At 68.9% G+C, this 20,135-nt stretch carries 21 protein-coding genes; 10 read left to right on the forward strand and 11 right to left on the reverse strand.

Annotated features, from left to right (window positions below; genetic code table 11):
* The first annotated feature begins 13 nt into the window (after positions 1-13).
* On the forward strand, positions 14-754 hold the full coding sequence (locus LA521A_RS09900; protein ID WP_281778749.1) for a response regulator: 741 nt from the start codon (positions 14-16) through the stop codon (positions 752-754).
* Complete coding sequence (locus LA521A_RS09905) at positions 751-2,082, forward strand: sensor histidine kinase (protein WP_281778750.1); 1,332 nt, start codon at positions 751-753, stop codon at positions 2,080-2,082. The genes LA521A_RS09900 and LA521A_RS09905 overlap by 4 nt, the downstream gene beginning before the upstream one ends.
* Positions 2,083-2,125: 43 nt before the next feature.
* Here LA521A_RS09905 and LA521A_RS09910 read toward each other — a convergent pair whose 3' ends face one another.
* The gene (locus LA521A_RS09910) at positions 2,126-3,364 is read right to left on the reverse strand and encodes an MFS transporter (RefSeq protein ID WP_281778751.1); all 1,239 of its coding nucleotides are present in this window, start codon (positions 3,362-3,364) and stop codon (positions 2,126-2,128) included.
* A 589-nt stretch (positions 3,365-3,953) separates the two neighbouring features.
* On the opposite strand from LA521A_RS09910, the gene LA521A_RS09915 reads away from it, so the two are divergent.
* The gene (locus tag LA521A_RS09915; protein WP_281778752.1) at positions 3,954-6,221 is read left to right on the forward strand and encodes a methyl-accepting chemotaxis protein; all 2,268 of its coding nucleotides are present in this window, start codon (positions 3,954-3,956) and stop codon (positions 6,219-6,221) included.
* A 114-nt stretch (positions 6,222-6,335) separates the two neighbouring features.
* Positions 6,336-7,418, forward strand: a complete 1,083-nt coding sequence (locus LA521A_RS09920; protein ID WP_281778753.1) for an OprO/OprP family phosphate-selective porin — start codon at positions 6,336-6,338, stop codon at positions 7,416-7,418.
* A 2-nt stretch (positions 7,419-7,420) separates the two neighbouring features.
* Here the strand turns inward: LA521A_RS09920 and LA521A_RS09925 are convergent, their stop codons facing one another.
* The 3 genes from LA521A_RS09925 to LA521A_RS09935 form a co-directional block, all read right to left on the reverse strand.
* On the reverse strand, positions 7,421-7,828 hold the full coding sequence (locus tag LA521A_RS09925) for a DUF4124 domain-containing protein (protein ID WP_281778754.1): 408 nt from the start codon (positions 7,826-7,828) through the stop codon (positions 7,421-7,423).
* A gap of 141 nt (positions 7,829-7,969) precedes the next feature.
* Positions 7,970-8,290 carry a hypothetical protein gene (locus LA521A_RS09930; protein ID WP_281778755.1) on the reverse strand — a complete coding sequence of 107 codons (321 nt, stop codon included), beginning with the start codon at positions 8,288-8,290 and terminating at the stop codon, positions 7,970-7,972.
* A 1-nt stretch (position 8,291) separates the two neighbouring features.
* Positions 8,292-8,819: a phage baseplate assembly protein V gene (locus LA521A_RS09935; protein ID WP_281778756.1), complete on the reverse strand. Its 528-nt coding sequence runs from the start codon at positions 8,817-8,819 to the stop codon at positions 8,292-8,294.
* Between the two features lie 17 nt (positions 8,820-8,836).
* Between LA521A_RS09935 and LA521A_RS09940 the strand changes: the two genes are divergently transcribed.
* The 4 genes from LA521A_RS09940 to LA521A_RS09955 all read left to right on the forward strand — a co-directional run bounded on the left by LA521A_RS09940 (position 8,837) and on the right by LA521A_RS09955 (position 11,209).
* Positions 8,837-9,364: an ArsR/SmtB family transcription factor gene (locus LA521A_RS09940; RefSeq protein ID WP_281778757.1), complete on the forward strand. Its 528-nt coding sequence runs from the start codon at positions 8,837-8,839 to the stop codon at positions 9,362-9,364.
* Positions 9,361-9,801: an SRPBCC family protein gene (locus LA521A_RS09945; protein WP_281778758.1), complete on the forward strand. Its 441-nt coding sequence runs from the start codon at positions 9,361-9,363 to the stop codon at positions 9,799-9,801. The genes LA521A_RS09940 and LA521A_RS09945 overlap by 4 nt, the downstream gene beginning before the upstream one ends.
* A 13-nt stretch (positions 9,802-9,814) precedes the next feature.
* On the forward strand, positions 9,815-10,351 hold the full coding sequence (locus tag LA521A_RS09950; RefSeq protein WP_281778759.1) for an SRPBCC family protein: 537 nt from the start codon (positions 9,815-9,817) through the stop codon (positions 10,349-10,351).
* A 405-nt stretch (positions 10,352-10,756) separates the two neighbouring features.
* Positions 10,757-11,209, forward strand: coding sequence for an FKBP-type peptidyl-prolyl cis-trans isomerase (locus LA521A_RS09955; protein WP_281778760.1), 453 nt, complete (start codon positions 10,757-10,759; stop codon positions 11,207-11,209).
* 18 nt (positions 11,210-11,227) lie between these two features.
* Here LA521A_RS09955 and LA521A_RS09960 read toward each other — a convergent pair whose 3' ends face one another.
* Both LA521A_RS09960 and LA521A_RS09965 read right to left on the reverse strand, forming a co-directional pair.
* Positions 11,228-12,217, reverse strand: coding sequence for an LLM class flavin-dependent oxidoreductase (locus LA521A_RS09960; RefSeq protein ID WP_281778761.1), 990 nt, complete (start codon positions 12,215-12,217; stop codon positions 11,228-11,230).
* Positions 12,218-12,338: 121 nt separating this feature from the next.
* The gene (locus LA521A_RS09965) at positions 12,339-12,797 is read right to left on the reverse strand and encodes a hypothetical protein (RefSeq protein ID WP_281778762.1); all 459 of its coding nucleotides are present in this window, start codon (positions 12,795-12,797) and stop codon (positions 12,339-12,341) included.
* A gap of 128 nt (positions 12,798-12,925) precedes the next feature.
* Here LA521A_RS09965 and chrA point away from each other — a divergent pair, with 128 nt between their 5' ends.
* Complete coding sequence (gene chrA, locus LA521A_RS09970; protein WP_281778763.1) at positions 12,926-14,086, forward strand: chromate efflux transporter; 1,161 nt, start codon at positions 12,926-12,928, stop codon at positions 14,084-14,086.
* A gap of 12 nt (positions 14,087-14,098) precedes the next feature.
* Here chrA and LA521A_RS09975 read toward each other — a convergent pair whose 3' ends face one another.
* Positions 14,099-15,703 carry a serine hydrolase gene (locus LA521A_RS09975; protein ID WP_281778764.1) on the reverse strand — a complete coding sequence of 535 codons (1,605 nt, stop codon included), beginning with the start codon at positions 15,701-15,703 and terminating at the stop codon, positions 14,099-14,101.
* Between the two features lie 137 nt (positions 15,704-15,840).
* Here LA521A_RS09975 and LA521A_RS09980 point away from each other — a divergent pair, with 137 nt between their 5' ends.
* Positions 15,841-17,091 carry a TIGR03862 family flavoprotein gene (locus LA521A_RS09980; protein ID WP_281778765.1) on the forward strand — a complete coding sequence of 417 codons (1,251 nt, stop codon included), beginning with the start codon at positions 15,841-15,843 and terminating at the stop codon, positions 17,089-17,091.
* Positions 17,092-17,390: 299 nt separating this feature from the next.
* On the opposite strand, the gene LA521A_RS09985 is transcribed toward LA521A_RS09980, so the two are convergent.
* From LA521A_RS09985 to LA521A_RS10000, 4 genes are all read right to left on the reverse strand, one after another.
* The gene (locus LA521A_RS09985; protein WP_281778766.1) at positions 17,391-18,029 is read right to left on the reverse strand and encodes a hypothetical protein; all 639 of its coding nucleotides are present in this window, start codon (positions 18,027-18,029) and stop codon (positions 17,391-17,393) included.
* 82 nt (positions 18,030-18,111) lie between these two features.
* Entirely contained in the window at positions 18,112-18,852 is a 741-nt protein-coding gene (locus tag LA521A_RS09990) for a sulfurtransferase (RefSeq protein WP_281778767.1), read from the reverse strand.
* A 56-nt stretch (positions 18,853-18,908) separates the two neighbouring features.
* Complete coding sequence (locus LA521A_RS09995) at positions 18,909-19,556, reverse strand: DUF998 domain-containing protein (RefSeq protein WP_281778768.1); 648 nt, start codon at positions 19,554-19,556, stop codon at positions 18,909-18,911.
* The gene (locus LA521A_RS10000; protein WP_281778769.1) at positions 19,556-20,065 is read right to left on the reverse strand and encodes a DUF1993 domain-containing protein; all 510 of its coding nucleotides are present in this window, start codon (positions 20,063-20,065) and stop codon (positions 19,556-19,558) included. The genes LA521A_RS09995 and LA521A_RS10000 overlap by 1 nt, the downstream gene beginning before the upstream one ends.
* Between the last annotated feature and the right edge of the window lie 70 nt (positions 20,066-20,135).

Here is a 20,135-nt window from a genome sequence, read left to right on the forward strand (position 1 = left end):
CCACGAGTGCCGCATGGAACACGCAGACCACATCCTCGTCGTGGACGACGACCGCGAGATCCGCCAGATGGTCGCCGACTACCTGCGCAAGAACGGCCTGCGCGCGAGCGAGGCCGCCGATGGCCGCGAGATGCGCGCCGTGCTCGACACGCACGCGATCGACCTGATCGTGATGGACGTGATGATGCCCGGCGAAGACGGCCTGACGCTGACCCGCAACCTGCGCGCCGGCAAGCATCGCGCCATCCCGGTGGTGATGCTGACCGCGCGCGAGGACCAGACCGACCGCATCATCGGCCTGGAAATGGGCGCCGACGATTACGTCACCAAACCCTTCGCCGCGCGCGAACTGCTGGCGCGCATCAAGGCGGTGATCCGCCGCACGCGGATGCTGCCGCCGAATCTACAGGTCACCGAAGCCGCGCAGATGCTCGCATTCGGCCGCTGGCGCCTGGACACCACCGCGCGTCACCTGCTCGATCCGGAGGGCACCGTGGTGGCGCTCAGCGGCGCCGAATTCCGCCTGCTGCGCGTGTTCCTGGACCATCCCAACCGCGTGCTCAACCGCGACCAGCTGCTCAACCTGACGCAGGGCCGCGATGCGGAGCTGTTCGACCGCTCCATCGACCTGCTCGTCAGCCGGCTGCGCCAGCGCCTGCAGGACGACGCGCGCGAGCAGAGCTACATCAAGACCGTGCGCAGCGAAGGCTATGTTTTCAGCGCGGCGGTGACGATCGTCGGCGACGGCGAATGAGCGCTGCGACGCGCCGCTGGTGGTGGCGGCCGCGCACGATGGCCTCGCGGCTGTATGCGCTGCTGGCCGGCGGACTGCTGCTCGCGCACGGGCTGTCGTTCGGGCTGCTGTTCTACGAGCGCTACGAGGCGGCGTCGTCGATGCTGATGACCAACCTCGAACAGGACGTGGTCGTCGCGGTGAACCTGCTCGACCGCCTGCCGCCGGAAGAGCGCGCCGAGTGGCTGCCGATGCTGCAGCGACGCACGTTCCGTTATGCCCTGGGCGATGAGGTCTTCGCGGCGGACGGTGCGCCGGCGCCGCTGAGCGGCGCGACGTCGCGCGAGATGGCCGGGACGATCGAAAGCGCACTAGGTCCGCGCTATTCGACGCGTGCGCGGCAGGTGTCGCGCGACCCCGAGCGCTTCCAGGTCGAGGTGCGTCTGCATGACGGCAGCCCGGTCGTGATCGACGTGCAGCCGTCGGTGATGCCACTGGCGAAGTGGCTGCCGTACGTGCTCGTGTTGCAGCTGGCGGTGCTGCTGCTGTGCGCCTGGGCCGCCGTGCGGCTGGCGACGCGGCCGCTCGCGCGGCTGGCGCAAGCCGCCGAAAACGTACGCCCGGACGGCGACGGCGAACGGCTTCCGGCCACCGGCCCGACTGAGGTCGCCCAGGCGGTGGGCGCGTTCAACGCGATGCAGGACCGCATCGCGCGCTACATGAAGGAGCGGCTGCAGATCCTCGCGTCGATCTCGCACGACCTGCAGACGCCGATCACGCGCATGAAGCTGCGCGCCGAATCGATGGACGAAGTGCCCGAACGCGCGAAGATGCTGGACGATCTCGACCAGATGCAGCACCTCGTGCGCGAAGGCATCGCCTATGCGCGCAGCGCGCACGGCAGCACCGAGGCCCCGGTGCGCGTGGACCTCGACGCCTTCCTCGACAGCCTGGTCTGCGATTACGTCGACACCGGGCGGCCGGTGAGTCTGGCGGGCCGGATCGGCGCGCCGGTCGTCACGCGCCCGCATGCCTTGCGTCGCATGGTCGCCAATCTCATCGACAACGCGCTCAAATACGCGGGCACGGCGGATGTCGAACTCAACGACGACTGCGGTGCGGTCGTGATCCGCGTGGGCGATCGCGGGCCCGGCATTCCCGAGGCGGAACTGGCGCGCGTGATGGAGCCGTTCTACCGGCTGGAAGCCTCGCGCAACCGCGACACCGGCGGCACCGGCCTGGGGCTGGCGATCGCGCAGCAGCTGGCCGACTCGATCGGCGCGACGCTCACGCTGCGCAATCGCGACGGCGGCGGCCTGGTGGCGGAGGTTCGGCTGCCGCGCGGGTGAGCGATGGGGCGCAGCGATCGCCCTATTCCCACGGCGCGCCACGCTATTGCTGCAACACGGGTCGCAATGCCTCCGGCCGGCGCGGCTTCCGCTTCGAGGGGAACCACACGGCAATGGCCGCGGCCCCCAGCCCCACGGCCATCGAGCCGACATACATCCACGTGTAGCTGCCGTAGCGGTCGTACAGCCAGCCGCCCAGCAGCGGGCCCAGCGCCATTCCCAATGCCGACAGCATCCCCGCCGCGCCGAGCACGAGACCGAGGATCTGCGGACTGAACGCCTCGCGCGCCAGCGAGGCATACAGCGGCATCGTGCCGCCGTACGCCATGCCGAACACGATCGCGACTGCGTAGAAGCCGTCCAACTGGTTCACGCCGAGGTAGGACGCGGCGGCGACGGCTTGGATCAGCAGGCCCGCGACGAGCACCGGTTTCGCGCCCAGACGGTCGGCCAGCAGGCCGAACAGGATGCGTCCACCCAACCCCGCCGCGCCTTCCATGCTGTAGATCGTCACCGCTGTGGTCACCGCAAGGCCGCACCCGACGGCGTAACTGACCGTGTGGAAGATCGGCCCGGAGTGCGCGGCGCAACAGGCGAAGTACGTGACCGCCAGCACGATGAACGCGCGTGATCGCAGCGCCTGCCCTGCATTCGCCACCGTACTGTCGGCGGCGCCGTCGGCCGACGCCGGTTCAGCGATCGGCGAGGCACGCACGAACCACACCGCCGGCAAGGTCAGCGCCCACGCGACCAGCCCGACGATCAGCAAGGTCTGGCGCCAGTCGTAATGACTGACCAGCCAAGCCACCAGCGGGGACATCGTCATCGGCGCGACGCCAACGCCCGCCGATACCAGCGATATCGCGATGTTGCGTCGCTTCTCGAAGGACGAGGCGGTGGCGGCGATGACGGGCGCGAAGAAGCTCGACACCGCGATGCCCATCAGCACCCCGTAGGTCAGGCGGAACTGCCACAGGTTCGCCGAGCGACTGGCCAACACGCAGGCCAGCCCCAGCAGCAGCGCGCCGACGAGCACGACCTTGCGCGGCCCCACACGGTCGCTCAGCGCGCCCCAGGCGAAGCCGCCCACGCCCATGCTCAGGAACGCCAGCGTCATCGCGCTGGACAAGGCCCCGCGCGACCAGCCGGTCGCCGCGCTCATCGGCCCCAGCAGGACGGCCAGCGCGAAGATCACGCCCACCCCGACGCAGCCGAGGACGGCGCCGGCGGCGACCAGGGGCCAGTTTCGATCCGGCGGATACGCGGCGACGGTGCCATTCATGCGGAGATCTCCTTGGGCTTCCTATGTCTGACGAACGCAGGGGACGGGATTCGACAACGTGCCTGCGCTGCGGCTCGGGTCGAAGGTCGACCGGTTCCGAGGCCGTCTGCGGTCGCGTCGCTACGGCCTCCTTCCGCCTCGCACGCGGCCGACTTCACGGACTGAGGCAACAGCGTCCGACGCGTGCATACGGACGCGTACTCGCATCAACCTTCCAACGATCGCAAGGCGACTTGCCTGCATCGCGCCGGGTGCATCGAACTTCATCAAGGCAGACGCCAGCCTGAATGGTTCAGGCATGTCGGACTCATTCCGACACGGAACACTGCGTGAAGCGAACGCAAGTGATGACATCGACGAAAGTCCAATGAGCACGCACGCATTCCGAAAAAACGCCTGTTTTTTGCCGCTTTTCTCAACGTTGCGCAGCGGCACGACGTTTGCACGCCAACGCGTGCGTACATCACGAACATGACCGTTCAGTTTCATTTGCTTTAGCCCGCACGCGCGATGCCGTTAACCCGATCGAAGCACCGAAAGCACCGATGCACATCGTCGTCGTCCGCCCCCCTCCTTCGAGTCGTTTCCCATGAGTGGATTCAAGAACCTCTCCATCGCCAAGAAATTGGCCGTGGCCTTCGCCGTCGTGATCGCCCTCGCTGCAATGCTCGGCGGTTACTCGATCCTGCAGTTGCGCGAGCGCAACGTGCAGATCACCGACATCAACCGCAACTGGGTGCCGTCCGTCCGCCACCTGCTGGGCATGCGTGCCGAACTGGGCGAGTACCGCACCTTCGAGATCTCGCAACTGCAGTTCCAGGGCGACGCCGCCCAGCTGGAGAACTACCGCTCGCGCATGGAGGAGTCGAAGGGCAAGATGGACGCCGCGCTCGACGCCTACACGAAGCTGATCTCCAGCGACGAGGAGCGCAAGCGCTTCAACGTCGTCGCCGGCAACCTGAAGGCCTACTTCACCGCGCACGACAAGCTGATGGCTGCCGTCAACGCGAACGACTTCACCGAAGCCACGCGCGTCTCCGCCGACGAATCGCGCCCGCTGCGCCGCAAGCTGTTCGAGTCCCTGACCGCGCTGACCGAGTACAACGCCAAGGGCCTGGACAAGATGGTGGCCTCGTCGGAAGCGGCCTATCGCAGCACGGTGGTCAAGATCTCGCTGGGCATCGCCGCGCTGGTGCTGCTCGGCGCCGGCCTGGGCTTCGTGCTCGCGCGCCTGATCTCGCGCCCGCTGCAGCGCGCCACCGCCGTCGCGCAGGGCATCGCCGCCGGCCGCATCGACGAGCGGATCGTCGTCGACAGCGAGGACGAGGCCGGCCAGCTGCTGCGCAGCATGAGCCAGATGCAGGTGACGCTGCAGCGCTTCGCGCATGCGCAGGGTGACATCGCCCGTCGCCACGACGCGGGCGAGATCGACTTCCGTATCGACAACCGCGACCTGCCCGGCGCATACGGGCAGATGGCCGGCGAGATCAATGCGCTGGTGGACTCGCACATCCAGCTCAACGCGCGCGCCATCGGCATCGTGGCCGCGTATGCGCGCGGCGACCTGTCGCAGGACATGGATCGACTGCCTGCCCAGAAGGCGCGCATCACCGACGCCGTGGACTCGGTCAAGAGCGGCATGAACGCGATCAACGCCGAGATCAAGACGCTGGTCGATGCCGCCGTCGCGGGCGATTTCACCCGCCGTGGCGACGCCGCCCGCTTCCAGTTCGTGTACCGCGACGTGGTCAACTCGCTCAACCAGCTGATGTCGACCGCCGACAACGGCCTGAATGAAGTGGGTTCGCTGCTGTCCGCCGTGGCCGATGGCGACCTCAACCGCCGCGTCGACGTGGAGCTGCCCGGCCACTTCGGCCGCCTGGCCAGCGACGCGAACCGCACGGTCGACAAGCTGTCCGAGATCGTCGGCCAGATCCGCCAGGGCTCCGACGCCATCAGCTCGGCCGCGGCGGAGATCGCGGCCGGCAACAACGATCTGTCGCAGCGCACCGAGTCGCAGGCGGCATCGCTGGAAGAAACCGCGTCGTCGATGGAAGAGCTCACCAGCACGGTGCGCCAGAACGCCGACAATGCCCGCCAGGCCAACCAGCTGGCGCAGAGCGCGGCCGAAGTCGCCGGCCAGGGCGGAACGGTCGTCGGCGAAGTCGTCGAGACGATGAACGCGATCAACCAGTCGTCCAAGAAGATCGCCGACATCATCGGCGTGATCGACGGCATCGCCTTCCAGACCAACATCCTCGCGCTCAATGCCGCCGTGGAAGCCGCCCGTGCGGGCGAACAGGGCCGCGGATTCGCGGTGGTCGCGGCGGAAGTGCGCTCGCTCGCGCAGCGCTCGGCCAACGCGGCCAAGGAGATCAAGCAGCTGATCACCGATTCGGTCGTGAAGGTCGAGGAAGGCAGTCAGCTGGTCGACCAGGCCGGCAAGACGATGGAGGACATCGTCAGCAGCGTGCGCAAGGTGACGGGCATCATCGCCGACATCAGCGCCGCCTCGCAGGAGCAGTCGGCAGGCATCGAGCAGATCAACCAGGCCATCACGCAGATGGACGAAGGCACGCAGCAGAACGCCGCGCTGGTGGAGGAAGCGTCCGCCGCCGCGCGCAGCCTGGAGCAGCAGTCCGAGCAGCTCGTGCAGACGGTGGCGGTGTTCCGCGTCGCGAACGCCGCGCATGCCGGAACCCACACGCGCACGGCGATCGTCGACCTTCCGACCGCACCGCGCGCCAAGGCGAAGTCCCCGGTGAAGCCTGCCGCGTCGCGTCCGGCGGTCGCGCCGCGGAAGGTCGTCCGTGGCAGCGCCGCAGCGGCGACGGATTCGGACTGGCAGGAATTCTGATCCGCCCGGCACGCTGACGCGTCCGCAGCTCCGTGCACGCCCGCTTCCGGCGGGCGTCGCACCTCCCTCATCCCCGGGCGTCGCGACTGCGACGCCTACTCTTCCGGTTCTCCGATGTCGCACGCACACCTCCGCAACATCGCGTTCGCGCTGGCCGCGGTCGCTCTCCCCTTCTGCGCGCACGCAGATGGCCTCTCCTTCAAACCCACCGGCGTCATCTACTACGACGGCGTCGATGCACATCCCGACGTCAAGCCGTTCGACGACGTCGACAAGGTCCGCTCGGCGCGGCTCGGGTTCGTCGCCAAGGCCGGCGAGCGCTGGCAGCTCAACGTCGAGCACGAGTTCACCGATCGCTCCACGCCGGACGCCTTCCTGCAGTTCACCCCGGCCAAGGGGCACGTGCTGCGCCTGGGCCAGTTCAAGCAACCGTTCCTGATGGAAGATGCGACCAGCGCCCGGCAAACGCCGCTGATGGAAGCCTCGCTGCTGGGCTCGTTCGCACTCGGCCGGCGGATCGGATTGGGCTACGCGTGGTCCGACGCGAACCACGCGGTGAACACCGCCGTCTACGGCAAGCGCCTGGACGGCAAGAACGAAGGGCTGGGCGCGGCCATCCGTGCGTCGCGTGCCCTGCACTTCGGCGACGACCTCCTGCACCTGGGCCTCGGGGCATCGGTGGATTCGCCCGACAGCGACACCGCGCGCTTCTCCAGCAAGCCCGAATCCGCCTTGGCCACCTCGAGCCTGGTCGACACTGGCACGCTGGGCGACGTGCAGCGCACGAGCCGCGCGGGACTGGAAGCGTTGTGGATCGCCGGCGCGTGGTCGGTGCAGGCCGAAGCCGCGGCCGTCAGCTCGCATCGCGACGATGCGGCGGACCTTCGCGGCACCGGCGGCTATGCGCTCGCCAGCTGGTCGCCGACCGGCCACCGTCGCAACTACAAGGCCGGGACCGTGTCCTCGCCGACGATCGGCGACGAGATGGCCTGGGAACTGGTCGTGCGCTACAGCACGCTCGACCTGGACTCCGGCGCATCGCAGGGCGGCGTGCAGGCGGACTGGAACTTCGGCGCGACGTGGTATGTGAACCGCTACGCGCGCGTGATGGCGAACTACGTCGTGGCCGACAGCCGCCGCCGCGGCGTGGACGACGATCCGCGCCTGCTCCTGATGCGCCTGCAGCTGCAGTTCTAGTCTCATCGGCAGGCGTTGCGGACCTGCTCGTCCAGGCGGCTGAGCAGGTCGAAGGTCCGCTTCAGACCGACGCGTTCGAGCGTGCGTTCGCGGTCGGCCTTCGCGGCCTCGCATGCCGAAGGTCGGGTCGTATTGCGGACGACGTGCGAACTGCCGGTTCGCACGGCGCGTGGCTGCGTCGCGCGTTCGTGTTCGACGTTCGCCGTACGCTGCCGTTCCGCCCTTGGCGGCGGATCGGGCGGCGCGTCCCACTGCGCCGCTTCGCGGGCGTCCTGCGCGCACGGCATGCTCTGGTAGCTCACGACGCCGCCCTTCGTCACGCACTTGTGCACGCTCTGCGCAGGCGCGTGCGTGCACGTCAGCGCAAGCAGCCAGGTCCATCCAAGGCTCCATCCCCATTTGCGACGCATCTCGTCCGCCTTTCATTCGACGACGAAAGGCTAAGCGCGGACCAACACGGGACGCGTACGAAAACCCGCCGCTTCGCACGAACGCGTCGCTGAAATTCGCGTCGGACTTAGCCGCGTCGTGGAAGAGGGATTCCCCTGACGCTAGACCGCGTTGACGCGCGTCTGGCACTCCAGCACGAGCATCACCGCGCCGTTGGGAACGCACATCGACGGGCTGCTGTCGAGCACCAGCGCCCGGCCGCCCGCGAACACGCGCGTGCTTCCCTGGAGCCACTGGCCGCCCGTGCAGCGCAGCGCTTCCGCAGGCGCGGGGAGGTTGCAGTGCGCGATCTCGTACGGCGCCGCCACCGTCACCACCGGATGCCCCGACAGCGTGACGCGCGAATACGGGATCGTCGGCACGGCCGGGCCGCCGTGCGAACACGTCACGCTCGCGCCCAGGTGCAGGATCAGGCCGCCCACGTCAGACCACCGTCAGCGCGCCGTCGTTGATCGTCACCATCGAACCGGCCAGCACGATGCTCGCGCCACGTCCGTTGCTGATGGTGATGCCCGCCTCGTTCACCGCGATCGACGCGCCGGTCTGCGACCGCAGCAGCACGCCGCCTTCCGGGCCCGGTACGTCCGATACGGTCAGCGCGTTGCGGCCCGGCGTCTGCAATACCAGCGCGGACGCGACCGATTGCCCGGTCTGCGCAAAGGACGGCAATTCCGCCGCATCGACCCAGTAACCGCCCACCCAGATGGGCAGCTCCGCATCGCCCTGTTCGAACTCCACCCACACCGGCGCGCCCACCGGCGGCAGCAGGAACAGGCCGCTCTGGTGGCCGGCGACGGGCACGCACGGCATCGCCCAGCGCGCCTCGCCATTGAACACCTTGGGCACCTGCACGAGGACGCGCCCCAGTTGCAGCGGATCGATGTTGTCGACCACCACGCCGCGGTGTTTGCCGAAATGGCGCTGCGGCGCGGGCTTGCTCGTATGCGGCATCGTCCGGTTCCCTGGGCATGGCTCCCCTGTGTCCTTTGGAACGTGAATGGCGGGCGCCGCAGGCCACGCGCGCCGCCTGTCGGGAACATTCAACCGGATGGTTGACAATCAAAGTACGGGCGCGGATATTCAACCACATGGTTGAATCTACTTCCGATCGTCTCGACGCGGTGTTCCGCGCCCTCGCCGACCCCACGCGGCGCGCCATGGTCCGCAGCCTTTCGCGCCAGCCGCGCAGCGTGGGCGAGCTGGCCGAACCGTTCGAGATCTCGCTGGCCGCGGCGTCCAAGCACATCAAGGTGCTCGAAGGTGCCGGCCTGGTGCAGCGCGACGTGCAGGGCCGCACGCACGTGTGCCGCCTCGACGCGCGGCCGCTGCACGCAGGCATGGAATGGATGCGCCACTACGAACAGTTCTGGAACCAGCGGCTGGATGCGCTGGAAACGCTGCTGCGCGAAGAGGACCGCGAGCATGCCGCGCGCAAGGCGCCCGCGCGTAAGCCTGCCGCGATCAAGCCGATGCGATCCAACCGGAGCAAACGATGAATCCCGTGACCGTACGCGTCAGCCGACGCTTCGATGCACGCCCCGAACGCATCTTCGATGCCTGGCTCGATCCGGCCACCGTCGGCCGTTGGCTGTACGCGACGAAGGACGGGCACATGCTGCGCGTGGAGGTCGATCCGCGCGTCGGCGGCGGCTACACGATCGTCGAACGCCGCCCCGGTGGCGACGCAGCGCATTACGGGCGTTACCTCGAAATCGACCGCCCGCGGCGCCTGGTGCTGACGCTCGCACTGGAGCCGGACGCGCCGGGCGATCGCATCACCGTGGACATCGCGCCCGACGGCGAGGGCTGCATGCTCACGCTCACTCATGAAATGGCGGCCGAAAACGCGCAGTACGCCGACCGCACCGGACACGGCTGGACGACGATCCTCGCATCGCTCGACCGGCATCTGCACACCGCTTCCCCCACGTGAAGGAGCATCACCGATGAACGACTTCGGCACCGTCACCGCGCCCGACACCGTGCGCATCGAACGCATTCTTCCCGGCCCGATCGAACGGGTCTGGGCCTATCTCACCGAATCGGAAAAGCGCGGCACGTGGCTCGCGCGCGGCGACATGGACCTGCGGCCGGGCGGCGCGGTGGAGCTGGTCTTCCACAACAACCGCCTCACCGACAACGACGTCGCGCCGCCGCCGAAGTACGAGAAATACGGCGGCGAGCTGCATTCGCACGGCCACGTGATCGAATGCGATCCGCCGCGTCTGCTGGTATTTACCTGGGACGAATCCGATGGCAGCGACTCGCAGGTGCGCATGGAATTGGCGCCCAGGGGCGGCGACGTGCACCTCACCGTGACGCATAGCCGCCTGGCCAGCCGCGACGGCATGGTCAGCGTGTCCGGCGGTTGGCACACGCACCTGGGCATCCTGGCGGACCGCCTCGCGGGACGTACGCCGGCAGGTTTCTGGGCGACGCTCGCGCCGATCAACGCGGAGTACGAGAAGCGCATCCCGGCTTGAGGTGTTGGGCGTTGGTGTTTTGAACGCCTTGATGCGTGAGATCCGACGCGCTGGTGTTTAGCCCCTCTCCTACTGGGAGAGGGGTTGGGGTGAGGGTCGGGGCGTGCGGTCCGGTGATGCTCGCGATGCATCGATGCTTTCGCCGACGATCAAGATGGGTTCCAGCTTTCGCTGGAATGACGTCAGTGGTTTTCCGACGGTGCGGTGCTTCCCGTTACGGGAGTTCCCTTACGTTATGAGCCTGGGTCCCGGCCTTCGCCGGGATGACGTCTAGGATGACGTCCGGGGATGACGTCTGGGATGACGGTGCCGCATTCCTCGCGGCACCCGCACTCGGGACTACACCGCCCCTGCCCCCGAACCAAAACACATGACGCGCGCCTGCATCTCCCCTACCCTGCGCGCATGAATATTTCCCAGCGCCTCAGCACCACGCTCGCCGCGTTCGCCACCCTTGCCCTGCTCGCCGCTTGCGCCGATCCCGGGCCGCCGCCGGGGGGCGTGATTCCGAAGTTCGAGGTCGTCGACCAGCAGGTCGGCACCGGCGCGGAAGCCAAGGCCGGCATGGACGTCACCGTCCACTACACCGGCTGGAACTACGACAAGGCCAAGCCCGACGGGCGCGGCGAGAAGTTCGACAGCTCGCGCGATCGCAACGAGCCCTTCACCTTCCTGCTCGGTGCCGGCCGCGTGATCCGCGGTTGGGACGAAGGCGTCGCCGGCATGCGTGTGGGTGGCAAGCGCGTGTTGCGGATCCCCGCCGAATACGGCTACGGCCGCAAGGGCGCGGGCGGCGTCATTCCGCCCAACGGCTCGCTCGTGTTCGAGGTCGAACTGCTCGACGTCCGCGCGCACTGAGCGCGCAGGAAGCGCGCGTCAGGCCAGCTGCCGGCACGCGTCCGCGGCGATCTCGAACGAGCGCACGCGCGCGGCGTGGTCGAACACGTTGGCCGTCACCAGCAGCTCGTCCGGTTTGTGGCGTTCGATGAACGCCGCGATGCCCTCGCGCACGGTCTGCTCGTCGCCGACGACCGAACACGACAACGCCTGCGACACGCCGCTCTTTTCCAGCGGATTCCAGTAGCTTTCGATGTCGTCGATCGGCGCGGGGATCAGCCCCGGATGACCGCGTCGCAGGTTGACGAAGGACTGCTGCAGGCTGGTGAACAACCGGCGGGCTTCGGCATTGGTCTGCGCGCCGACCACATTGAGCGCCAGCATCGTGTGCGGTTGCTGCAGGCGCTTGGACGGCTTGAATTCACGGCGGTACATCGTGAGCGCGTGCTCCATCGCGTCGGGCGCGAAGTGCGAGGCGAACGCGAACGGCAGCCCGAGTTGCGCGGCGAGGCGCGCCGAAAACAGGCTGGACCCCAACAGCCACACCGGCACGTCGACGCCCGCGCCGGGCACGGCGCGCACGGCTTGGCCGGGCTGCACGGGTTCGAAGTAATGCAGCAGTTCCACCACGTCCTGCGCGAACATGTCGGCCGCTTCGAAGTAGCGGCGCAAGGCGTGGGCGGTGGCGTGATCGGTGCCCGGCGCACGGCCCAGGCCCAGGTCGATGCGCCCCGGATACAACGACGCGAGCGTGCCGAACTGTTCGGCCACCTGCAGCGGCGCGTGGTTGGGCAGCATGATGCCGCCCGCGCCGACGCGGATCGTGCGCGTTCCGCACGCGACATGGCCGATCAATACCGCCGTCGCCGCGCTGGCGATGCCGGGCATGTTGTGGTGCTCGGCCAGCCAGTAGCGATGGAAGCCCAGGCGCTCGGCGTGTCGCGCCAGGTCGAGGGTGTTCGCGAACGCCTGCGCGGCATCGCTGCCCTCGGTGATCGGGGCGAGGTCGAGGACGGAAATGGGGATCATGCAGGCGCTCCTTGGCGGCGAGCCTTCGTACTGGGGGCGAGGCGCGACAAAACCAGCGTCGCGGCGTTCCATCCAGGCGCACCCAGCATTGCACGCCCGGCGGCATCGCCGCGTAAAGGCGTCACCACAGGTCGAACGTCACGCCCTCGCGCTCGTTGTCCCACACGGTGCTGAAGACCCACCAGCGCCCGTGTTCGAAGCACAGCTGGATGCTGTTGGCGCCGCGCCGGATGACCGGGGACTCCAGCGATTCGCGCGCCTCGTACCGGCTCCACACGTGCGCGACCTGGCCGAAGCGCTCCACGCGCTGGTCGATTTCCACCTCGAAAAAGCCATTTTGCGCAAAGAACGGGGCGACGTCGTCGATGTAGGACTCGACATCGAACACCGCCGCGCGCGTGCTGCCGTCGGCCTCCACCACCGTACGCAGGCTGCGTGCCTGCGGGTGTTGCAGGTAGCGGAAACGCGCCCAGTCGCGCGGCGCGCCGGCCGGCCCGGAGATGCATTCGTAGATCGCCCGCACGATCGTCGGGATGTCCTGCGTGTCCTGCCACCACTGCGGGTTCGTCGCTTGCTGCATGGCTCGCTCCTGTGCGTGGACGCCCATCATGCTGCGCACGGTGTCAACGGAAGTGGAAGGGCCACGCGGCATACTCGGCACGATTTTCGCCACGGGCCGACGCCATCGAAACGACCTCCGCCCTCGACGTGTTCCGTGCGTTCCTTCGCCTGGGGCTGGTCTCCTTCGGCGGGCCGATCGCGCATCTGGGCTATTTCCGCGAGGAATTCGTCGTGCGCCGGCGCTGGCTGGACGACGAACGGTACGCGCAGCTGCTGGCGATCTGCCAGTTCCTGCCCGGCCCGGCGAGCAGCCAGATGGGTTTCGCGATCGGCCTGCTGCGCGCGGGATGGCGCGGCGCGCTGGCGGCGTTCGTCGGCTTCACCCTGCCCTCGGCGCTGCTGATGTTCGGCTTCGCGTCGGTGTCGGCCCGGCTGGACCGCGGCCTCGGCGCGGCCGTCGTCCACGGGTTGAAGCTGGTCGCGGTGGCGGTGGTCGCGCACGGTCTGCTCGGCATGGCACGGCAGATGACGCCGGATGCGCGGCGCCTCGCCATCGCCGTGCTCGCCTGCGCCTGCGTGCTGTGGTTCGGCACGGCGTGGGCGCAACTGATCGCGATCGCGATGGGCGCGGTGCTCGGCGGCCTGCTGTGCGGTCGCGTCGCGCTGCGGGCGTCGCCGTCGACGCTGCCGGTGCGCTACGGGCGCAGCGTCGCGCTGGCGTTGCTGGCGGTGTTCGCCTGCGGGCTGGTCGCGGCGCTGGCCTGGCCGTCGCAGGCGCCGACGGCGGGGGCGATGGCGGCCGCGTTCTATCGCGCCGGCGCGCTGGTGTTCGGCGGCGGACACGTCGTGCTGCCGTTGCTGCAGGAGGCGCTGGTCGAATCCGGCTGGATCCCGTCGGCGACGTTCCTCGCCGGCTACGGCGCTGCGCAGGCCGTGCCCGGGCCGATGTTCTCGATCGCCGCCTACCTCGGCGCCGTGGTGCCGACAGGTTGGCCGTCGGCGGCGTTCGCATGCGTGGCCGTGCTGGCGGTCTTCGCGCCCGGCTTCCTGCTGCTCGCGGCGACGCTGCCGTTCTGGCAGCGCGTGCAGGCGATGCGCGGCGCCGGGCCGATGCTCGCCGGCGTCAACGCCGCGGTCGTCGGCCTGCTGGCGGCGGCGTTCTACGATCCGGTGTGGACGCAGGGGATCGCATCGTGGCGCGATGTCCTCGTCGTGATCGTCGCCTTCGCGCTGCTGCTGCGTTTGCGCGCGGGCGCGTTGTGGGTGGTGGCGTGGTGCGTGGGGGCGTCGGTGGTGTTGTCGCTGTAGCCGGCGCAGCGGTCAGGACCCGGCCTTCTTTTCCTCGACCGGCGTCAGGCGCAGGTCCTGGAAATCGAAGCTGAAGTCCGTCAGCGGCGAGATCGCTTCCATGCGTCCCTCGCGCACTTCGCCGTCGGCGTCGAGCGAGAACGTCACGAACGCGTCCGCGTTGAGCCAGCGCTCGTTCCAGCGCACGATGAAGGTGTCGTGCTGCCACGGCTCCATGCGGCCGACGAGGTCCGGCGTGCGCGAGAAACGCATCACCAGCCCGTCCTTGCCCTGCTCGACGACGATGTCGCCGTACCACGGATCGCGATACGTACGCGCATACGCCGACAGCGGGCGCGACGGCGGGGCGTCGGCCGCGCGCGCCTGCACGTGCTTGCGCCAGTCCTCGTCGGCCTTGTCCTTCGACTTGGCGAGCGCGGCGGCGTAGGCGGCCGTCCAGTCGGTGCGCGGCGCATCGAGGAACGCGTCGAGCACGCGCATCGTCACCGCATTGAACGCACCGCCGACTTCGGCGTTGGTCAGCACGATCACGCCGAGCTTCTGCTGCGGCACCAGCGTCACGCGCGACACCATGCCCGGCCAGCCGCCGGTGTGCGACACCAGCTTGCGGCCGCGGTAATCCGACAGCTGCCAGCCTTCGCCGTAGCCCAGGAAGTTCGGTCTGGCGGCTTCGAGTTCCGGCACCAGCGGCTTGGGGATTTTGATTGGCGTGATCACCGACCACATCTCCTGCTGGCGCTCTTCGGAGAACAGGCGCTGCTGCGTTCCCTTCGCGTCGGTGTAGGTGCCGCCGGCCAGCTGCATGTTCATCCAGCGGCCCATGTCGTGCACGCTCGAATAGACGCCGCCCGCACCGGACACGTTGTGCCAGGTCATGCGCGGCGCCGGTTGCAGGTCCTTGAAATCGGCCTTCGCGTGGCCGGTGGCGACGTTGTCGCGAGGACGCAACGCGTCGGAGTTGAAGCGCGTGTCGCGCATGCCCAGCGGCGCGAAGATGCGCTGCTGCAGGAACTGCGCGTAACTCTGGCCGCTGGCCTGCTCGATCACCAGCTGCGCGACGCCGTAGAGGATGTTGTCGTAGGCGTACTGCCCGCGGAAGCTGCCGGTCAGCGGCACGTCCTTCAGCCGGCGCGCGACGTCTTCGGTCGTGTAGTCCGTGCCGGGCCAGTACAGCAGGTCGCCCGCGCCGAGCCCCAGTCCACTGCGATGCGCGAGCAGGTCGCGCACGCGCATTTCCTGCGTGACGTAGGCGTCGGACATGCGGAACCACGGCAGGTGGTCGACCACGCGATCGTCCAGGCTCAGCTTGCCTTCGTCGGCGAGGATCGACAGCGACGCCGCGGTAAAGGCCTTCGTGTTGGAGGCGATCGCGAAGAGCGTCTTCGCATCGACCGGCGCCGGCTTGCCCATTTCGCGCACGCCGAAACCGCGCTCCAGCACCACCTGCCCGTCCTTCACCACCGCCACCGCGATGCCCGGCACGTCGAACTGCTTGCGCACGCCTTCGACGTAGGCATCGAAATCCTGCAGCTGCGGCGGCAACGCGGGGTCGTCGGCATGCGCGACGCCCGTCGCGAGGAGGAGCGCCAGGGCGGCGGAAATCGTGCGGCGATGCATGGGCGAAGCGACTCCGGTGGTGTGAGCGCCCGAAGATACCTGCTTTGCGCCTGCGCCGGACTGCACGGAAGTTGGCCGTACGCCGGAAGGCCGCGGCCACGCAGGCATAATTGCCTGCCCCTTACGCCCCGCGCCTCATGCCCACTCCGTCGCAGTTGCACGTCCGCCTCGCCATCGTCGGCGGCGGCCCCGCCGGCCTGATGGCGGCCGAGGTCGCGCGCGCAGCGGGCGTGGAGGTGGACCTGTTCGAGGCCAAGGGCTCGGTGGGCCGCAAGTTCCTGATCGCCGGCAAGGGCGGCCTCAACCTCACGCACGGCGAACCGCGGCCCGCGTTCGATGCGCGCTACGGCGAACGTGCGCGCGAGCTCGCCGCGTGGCTCGACGATTTCGACGCGGATGCGTTGCGTGAATGGGCGCGCGGCTTCGGCGTGGAGACCTACGTGGGCACGTCGGGCCGCGTGTTTCCGACCGACCGCAAGGCCGCGCCGCTGCTGCGCGGCTGGGTGCGCCGGCTGCGCGAGGACGGCGTGCGCTTCCACGTGCAGCATCGCTGGACCGGCTGGACCGACGACGGCGCACTGCGTTTGGCGACGCAGGACGGCGAACTCCACGTGCACGCGGACGCGACGGTGCTCGCGCTCGGCGGCGGAAGCTGGCCGGAACTCGGATCGGACGGCGCATGGGTGCAGGCGCTGCAATCGCGCGACGTCGATGTCGCGCCGCTGGTTCCATCGAACTGCGGCTTCGACATCGGCTGGAGCGAACACTTCGCCAGTCGCCACGCGGGGGCGCCGCTCAAACCCGTCGTGGCGCATTGGCACGATGCATCGGGCCAGCCGCACGAATTGCAGGGCGAATGCGTCGTCACGCAAACCGGCATCGAAGGCAGCCTGGTCTATGCGCTGTCGGCGATGCTGCGCGATGCGATCGCGAAGCATGGCGAGGTCACGCTCGAACTCGATCTGGCGCCCGGCCGCGAGCTGCATCGGTTGCGTGCGGATCTCGACAGACCGCGCGGCGGCCGCAGCCTCACCGAACACCTGCGCCGGCAGGTCGGCATCGAAGGCGTCAAGACCGCGCTGCTGTACGAAGTGCTTGGCAAGGACGCGATGCAGGACACGCAGCGGCTCTCGCGCACGATCAAGCGACTGCCGCTGAAGCTGCTGCGCGCGCGGCCGATCGCGGAGGCGATCAGCAGCGCGGGCGGCGTTCGACTGGAAGCGCTCGACCCGCAGACGCTGATGTTGCGCGCGATCCCGGGCGTGTTCTGCGCGGGCGAAATGCTCGACTGGGAAGCGCCGACGGGCGGGTATCTGCTGACGGCGTGTTATGCGAGTGGATTACGCGCGGCACGTGGCGCGGTCGCGTGGCTGGAAGCTCGCCGTTGAGTGTGCAGAAAAGCGGGCGTGTGTAGCCCGCGAAGGGAACCGGGGAGGACGTGAGGGATCCCGGGTGCGCTTCGCTTACCCGGGCTACAAGAGCTGGGATAGCCATGCCTTGTTCCGCAAGGGCGCGAAGCGACACCGCGGCGCGGTGATGCAGCGGCTGCCGAGCGCTTCGGCTTCGTTGCCCCTCACCCCAACCCCTCTCCCGGGGGGAGAGGGGCTGTAAGCGGCGTCATGTCGCGCGATGGCAAACCAGCTGCTTGCCGTGCTCGCAAAGCACCTACGTCGAAAGCATCGCGCCCTCAACGCTTCGCGACCTTCTTCCCTTCCGCATCGCCGCCGCCGGCGATCGGGAAATACTGCGTGCTCGCGCACAGCTCCACGCCGATGGCGCTCGCGGCAGGCAGGTCGGTGCCCTTCAGGCCGATGAGCTTGAGCGTCTCGCCGGTGGTGTCCTCGACTTTCGCCAGCGCGATGAAGCCGGTGCGGTTGCCGCCGCACAGGGCGTTGGCGGGCGACTGCGTCGGCGGGGTTTCCTCAAGCACGCGGCGCAGCTCGATCGGCTGCGAGGCGTCGACGATCATCGCCTGCGCGTAGGTCGCGCCGGCCGAGTACTGGTCGCCGCCGGACACCAGCGCGACGCGTTCGGTGGTGAAGCTCGCACCGTTCTCGCCCTTGATCAGCGTGTCTTCCACCGACAGCTTGCCGGTCACCGAGGTGGCCACCGGGTTGCCCGGGTCGAACTCTCCGAGCGCGACCGGCTTGATCATCGGCGGCGCGGCGCGTTCGACCGGCTTGGCGTTGACGTCCGGTTGCGGGTTGGCGGAGGGCGCCGGCGCGGTGATCGCTTCCGGCGGCGCGGTGTTCACCGGCGCCTGCGGTTCGCAGGCTGCCAGGCCCGCCACCAGCATCACCGCCGCCACGCGCGGGGCCATCGACATCACACCAGGTTTCATCATCGCCTTGCTCACGGATCGGGGCTCCTTGCGGGTCGTGGACGCGGCGGGGGAAGTCCGTGCCGCCTCAGGCGGCGTCGTCCACGAGCGGTTGCAATTGCGGGTCGAGGGCGACGCGCCCGTCGAACACGAAACAGCGGCCATCGTAATGGCGGCCGCCGACCTGCTCAAAGTACCCCAGGATGCCGCCGTCGAGCTGCAACACGTTTTGCATTCCGTCGGCCTGCATCCACAACGCGGCCTTCTCGCAACGGATACCGCCGGTGCAGAAGCTCACGACGGTGGCGTCGCGCAGCGCCTCGCGGTGCGGTGCGAGCGCTTCGGGCAGGTCGGTGAAATTGTCGATGGGCAAGGTCAATGCGCCCGTGAAGGTTCCGTAGCCGAATTCCTCGCGGTTGCGCGTATCGAGCATCACCACCGGCTTGCCCGCATCGTCGACGCCATGGTCGAGCCAGCGCGCCAGCGTGTGCGGTTCGACGGTCGGTGCGCGACCGTCCGACAACGGCGACGCGTTGTCGCGCCGGAAGCTGATGATCTCCGGCTTCACCTTCGTCTTGAGCCGGCCGAACGGCTGGCCGCGGCTGTGGCTGAACTTCACCAGCAGCTCGGCGAAGCGTTCGTCCTCGCGCAGGGCGCCCAAGAAGCCGTGGATCGCGTCGTCCTCGCCGGCCAGGAACAGGTTGATGCCCTCGCCGGCGACGAGGATCGTGCCGCGCAGTCCGGCGGCGTCGGCCCGCTCGTGCAGGCGCTGCGCAAGCCCGTCGGGCTGCGCGATGGGAACGAAGTGATAGGCGGCGATATTGAGCATCCGCCTATTTTAACCTGCATGCATCGCGTTAACTTGCAGCCGCAAGTCTCTGATTTCTATGGCGCATCCGAGGTGCGTCGCAACCAGCTCGCAGCCAGCATCAACCAGACCACGATGGCCGCGATCACCGCCTTCTGGCTGAGCCCGCGCGGCAACTCCCGCCACAGCGCATGGAGCCAGAGCGCGACGAAGCAGAACGCCGCGAGCCCGAAGGCCAGCGCGAAGTGCTGCCGCCAGCGCGGATCGCGACGAAGCACCCAGCTCTGCAGCAGCATGCCAAGCGTCGTGCCCAGGAACGCCAGCGGCGCCGAGATCGCGTGGATCTTCGCCGCCGTCGTCAAGACCGCCGCCCCGCCCCGGTCGGTTTCGGCCCACGCGGTGACGGCCACGCCGATCGCGCCGATCAGGAACAGGCACAGCGCCAGCCGACTCCGGCCCTCGCGCGTGGCCGCGCCGTAGTAGCCGGCGCCGATCAGCGCCAGGCTCAACGCGAGCCCGAGGTAGGCCAGCTGCAGCCAGACGCCGAGCGGACCCAGCAGGTAGAAGCTCAGCGTCGCGCGGACGAAGTCGAGGTCCGCGCGCAGGAACTGCATCGCGATGGCGACCGCCGCGAACACCGCGACGCCGACCAGCGCCCACGTCCCGATCGTGCGCGTACGCGCGGCGTTGGCCCTTGCCTGCGCGACGACCGGGACGTCGGACATCAGCGTCCTCCCATGTAGTCCAGCTTGCCGACCGGCACGCCGTTGTGGCGCAGCAGCGCGTAAGCGGTGGTCACGTGGAAGAAGAACTGCGGCAGGCCGTATTGCAGCAGGTAGCCGCGGCCATCGAAGCGGCGCTCCTTCGGCGTGCCCGGACGCAGCACGATCTCGCGCTCGGCTGCGCCTTCGAACAGCAGCGCATCCAGCCCTTCGACGAACGCCAGGGTCTTCGCGATGCGCTGGCGCAGTTCCTCGAACGAGCGCTCCTCGTCCGCCATCGCCGGCACTTCGACGTCGGCCAGGCGCGCGCTCACGCTCTTGGCGAAATCGCAGGCGATCTGCACCTGGCGCGACAGCGGGAACATGTCGGGGAACAGCCGCGTGTGCAGCAGCACGTCGGGGTCGTAGCCCTGCGCCTTCGCGTGGGCCTCGCCCTTGGCGAGCAGGCCGTCGAGCGCGCCGAGCATGTGGCGGAATACGGGCACGCTTGCGTCGTGCAGGGAAAGGGACATGCCGATCTCCAGAAGGTGGGATGCGGCGATGGTACACGGCGGCCGCGCCTTCCCGCGCCGCCCGGAGGCG

Source organism: Lysobacter auxotrophicus, from assembly GCF_027924565.1.
Taxonomy (GTDB): domain Bacteria; phylum Pseudomonadota; class Gammaproteobacteria; order Xanthomonadales; family Xanthomonadaceae; genus Lysobacter_J; species Lysobacter_J auxotrophicus.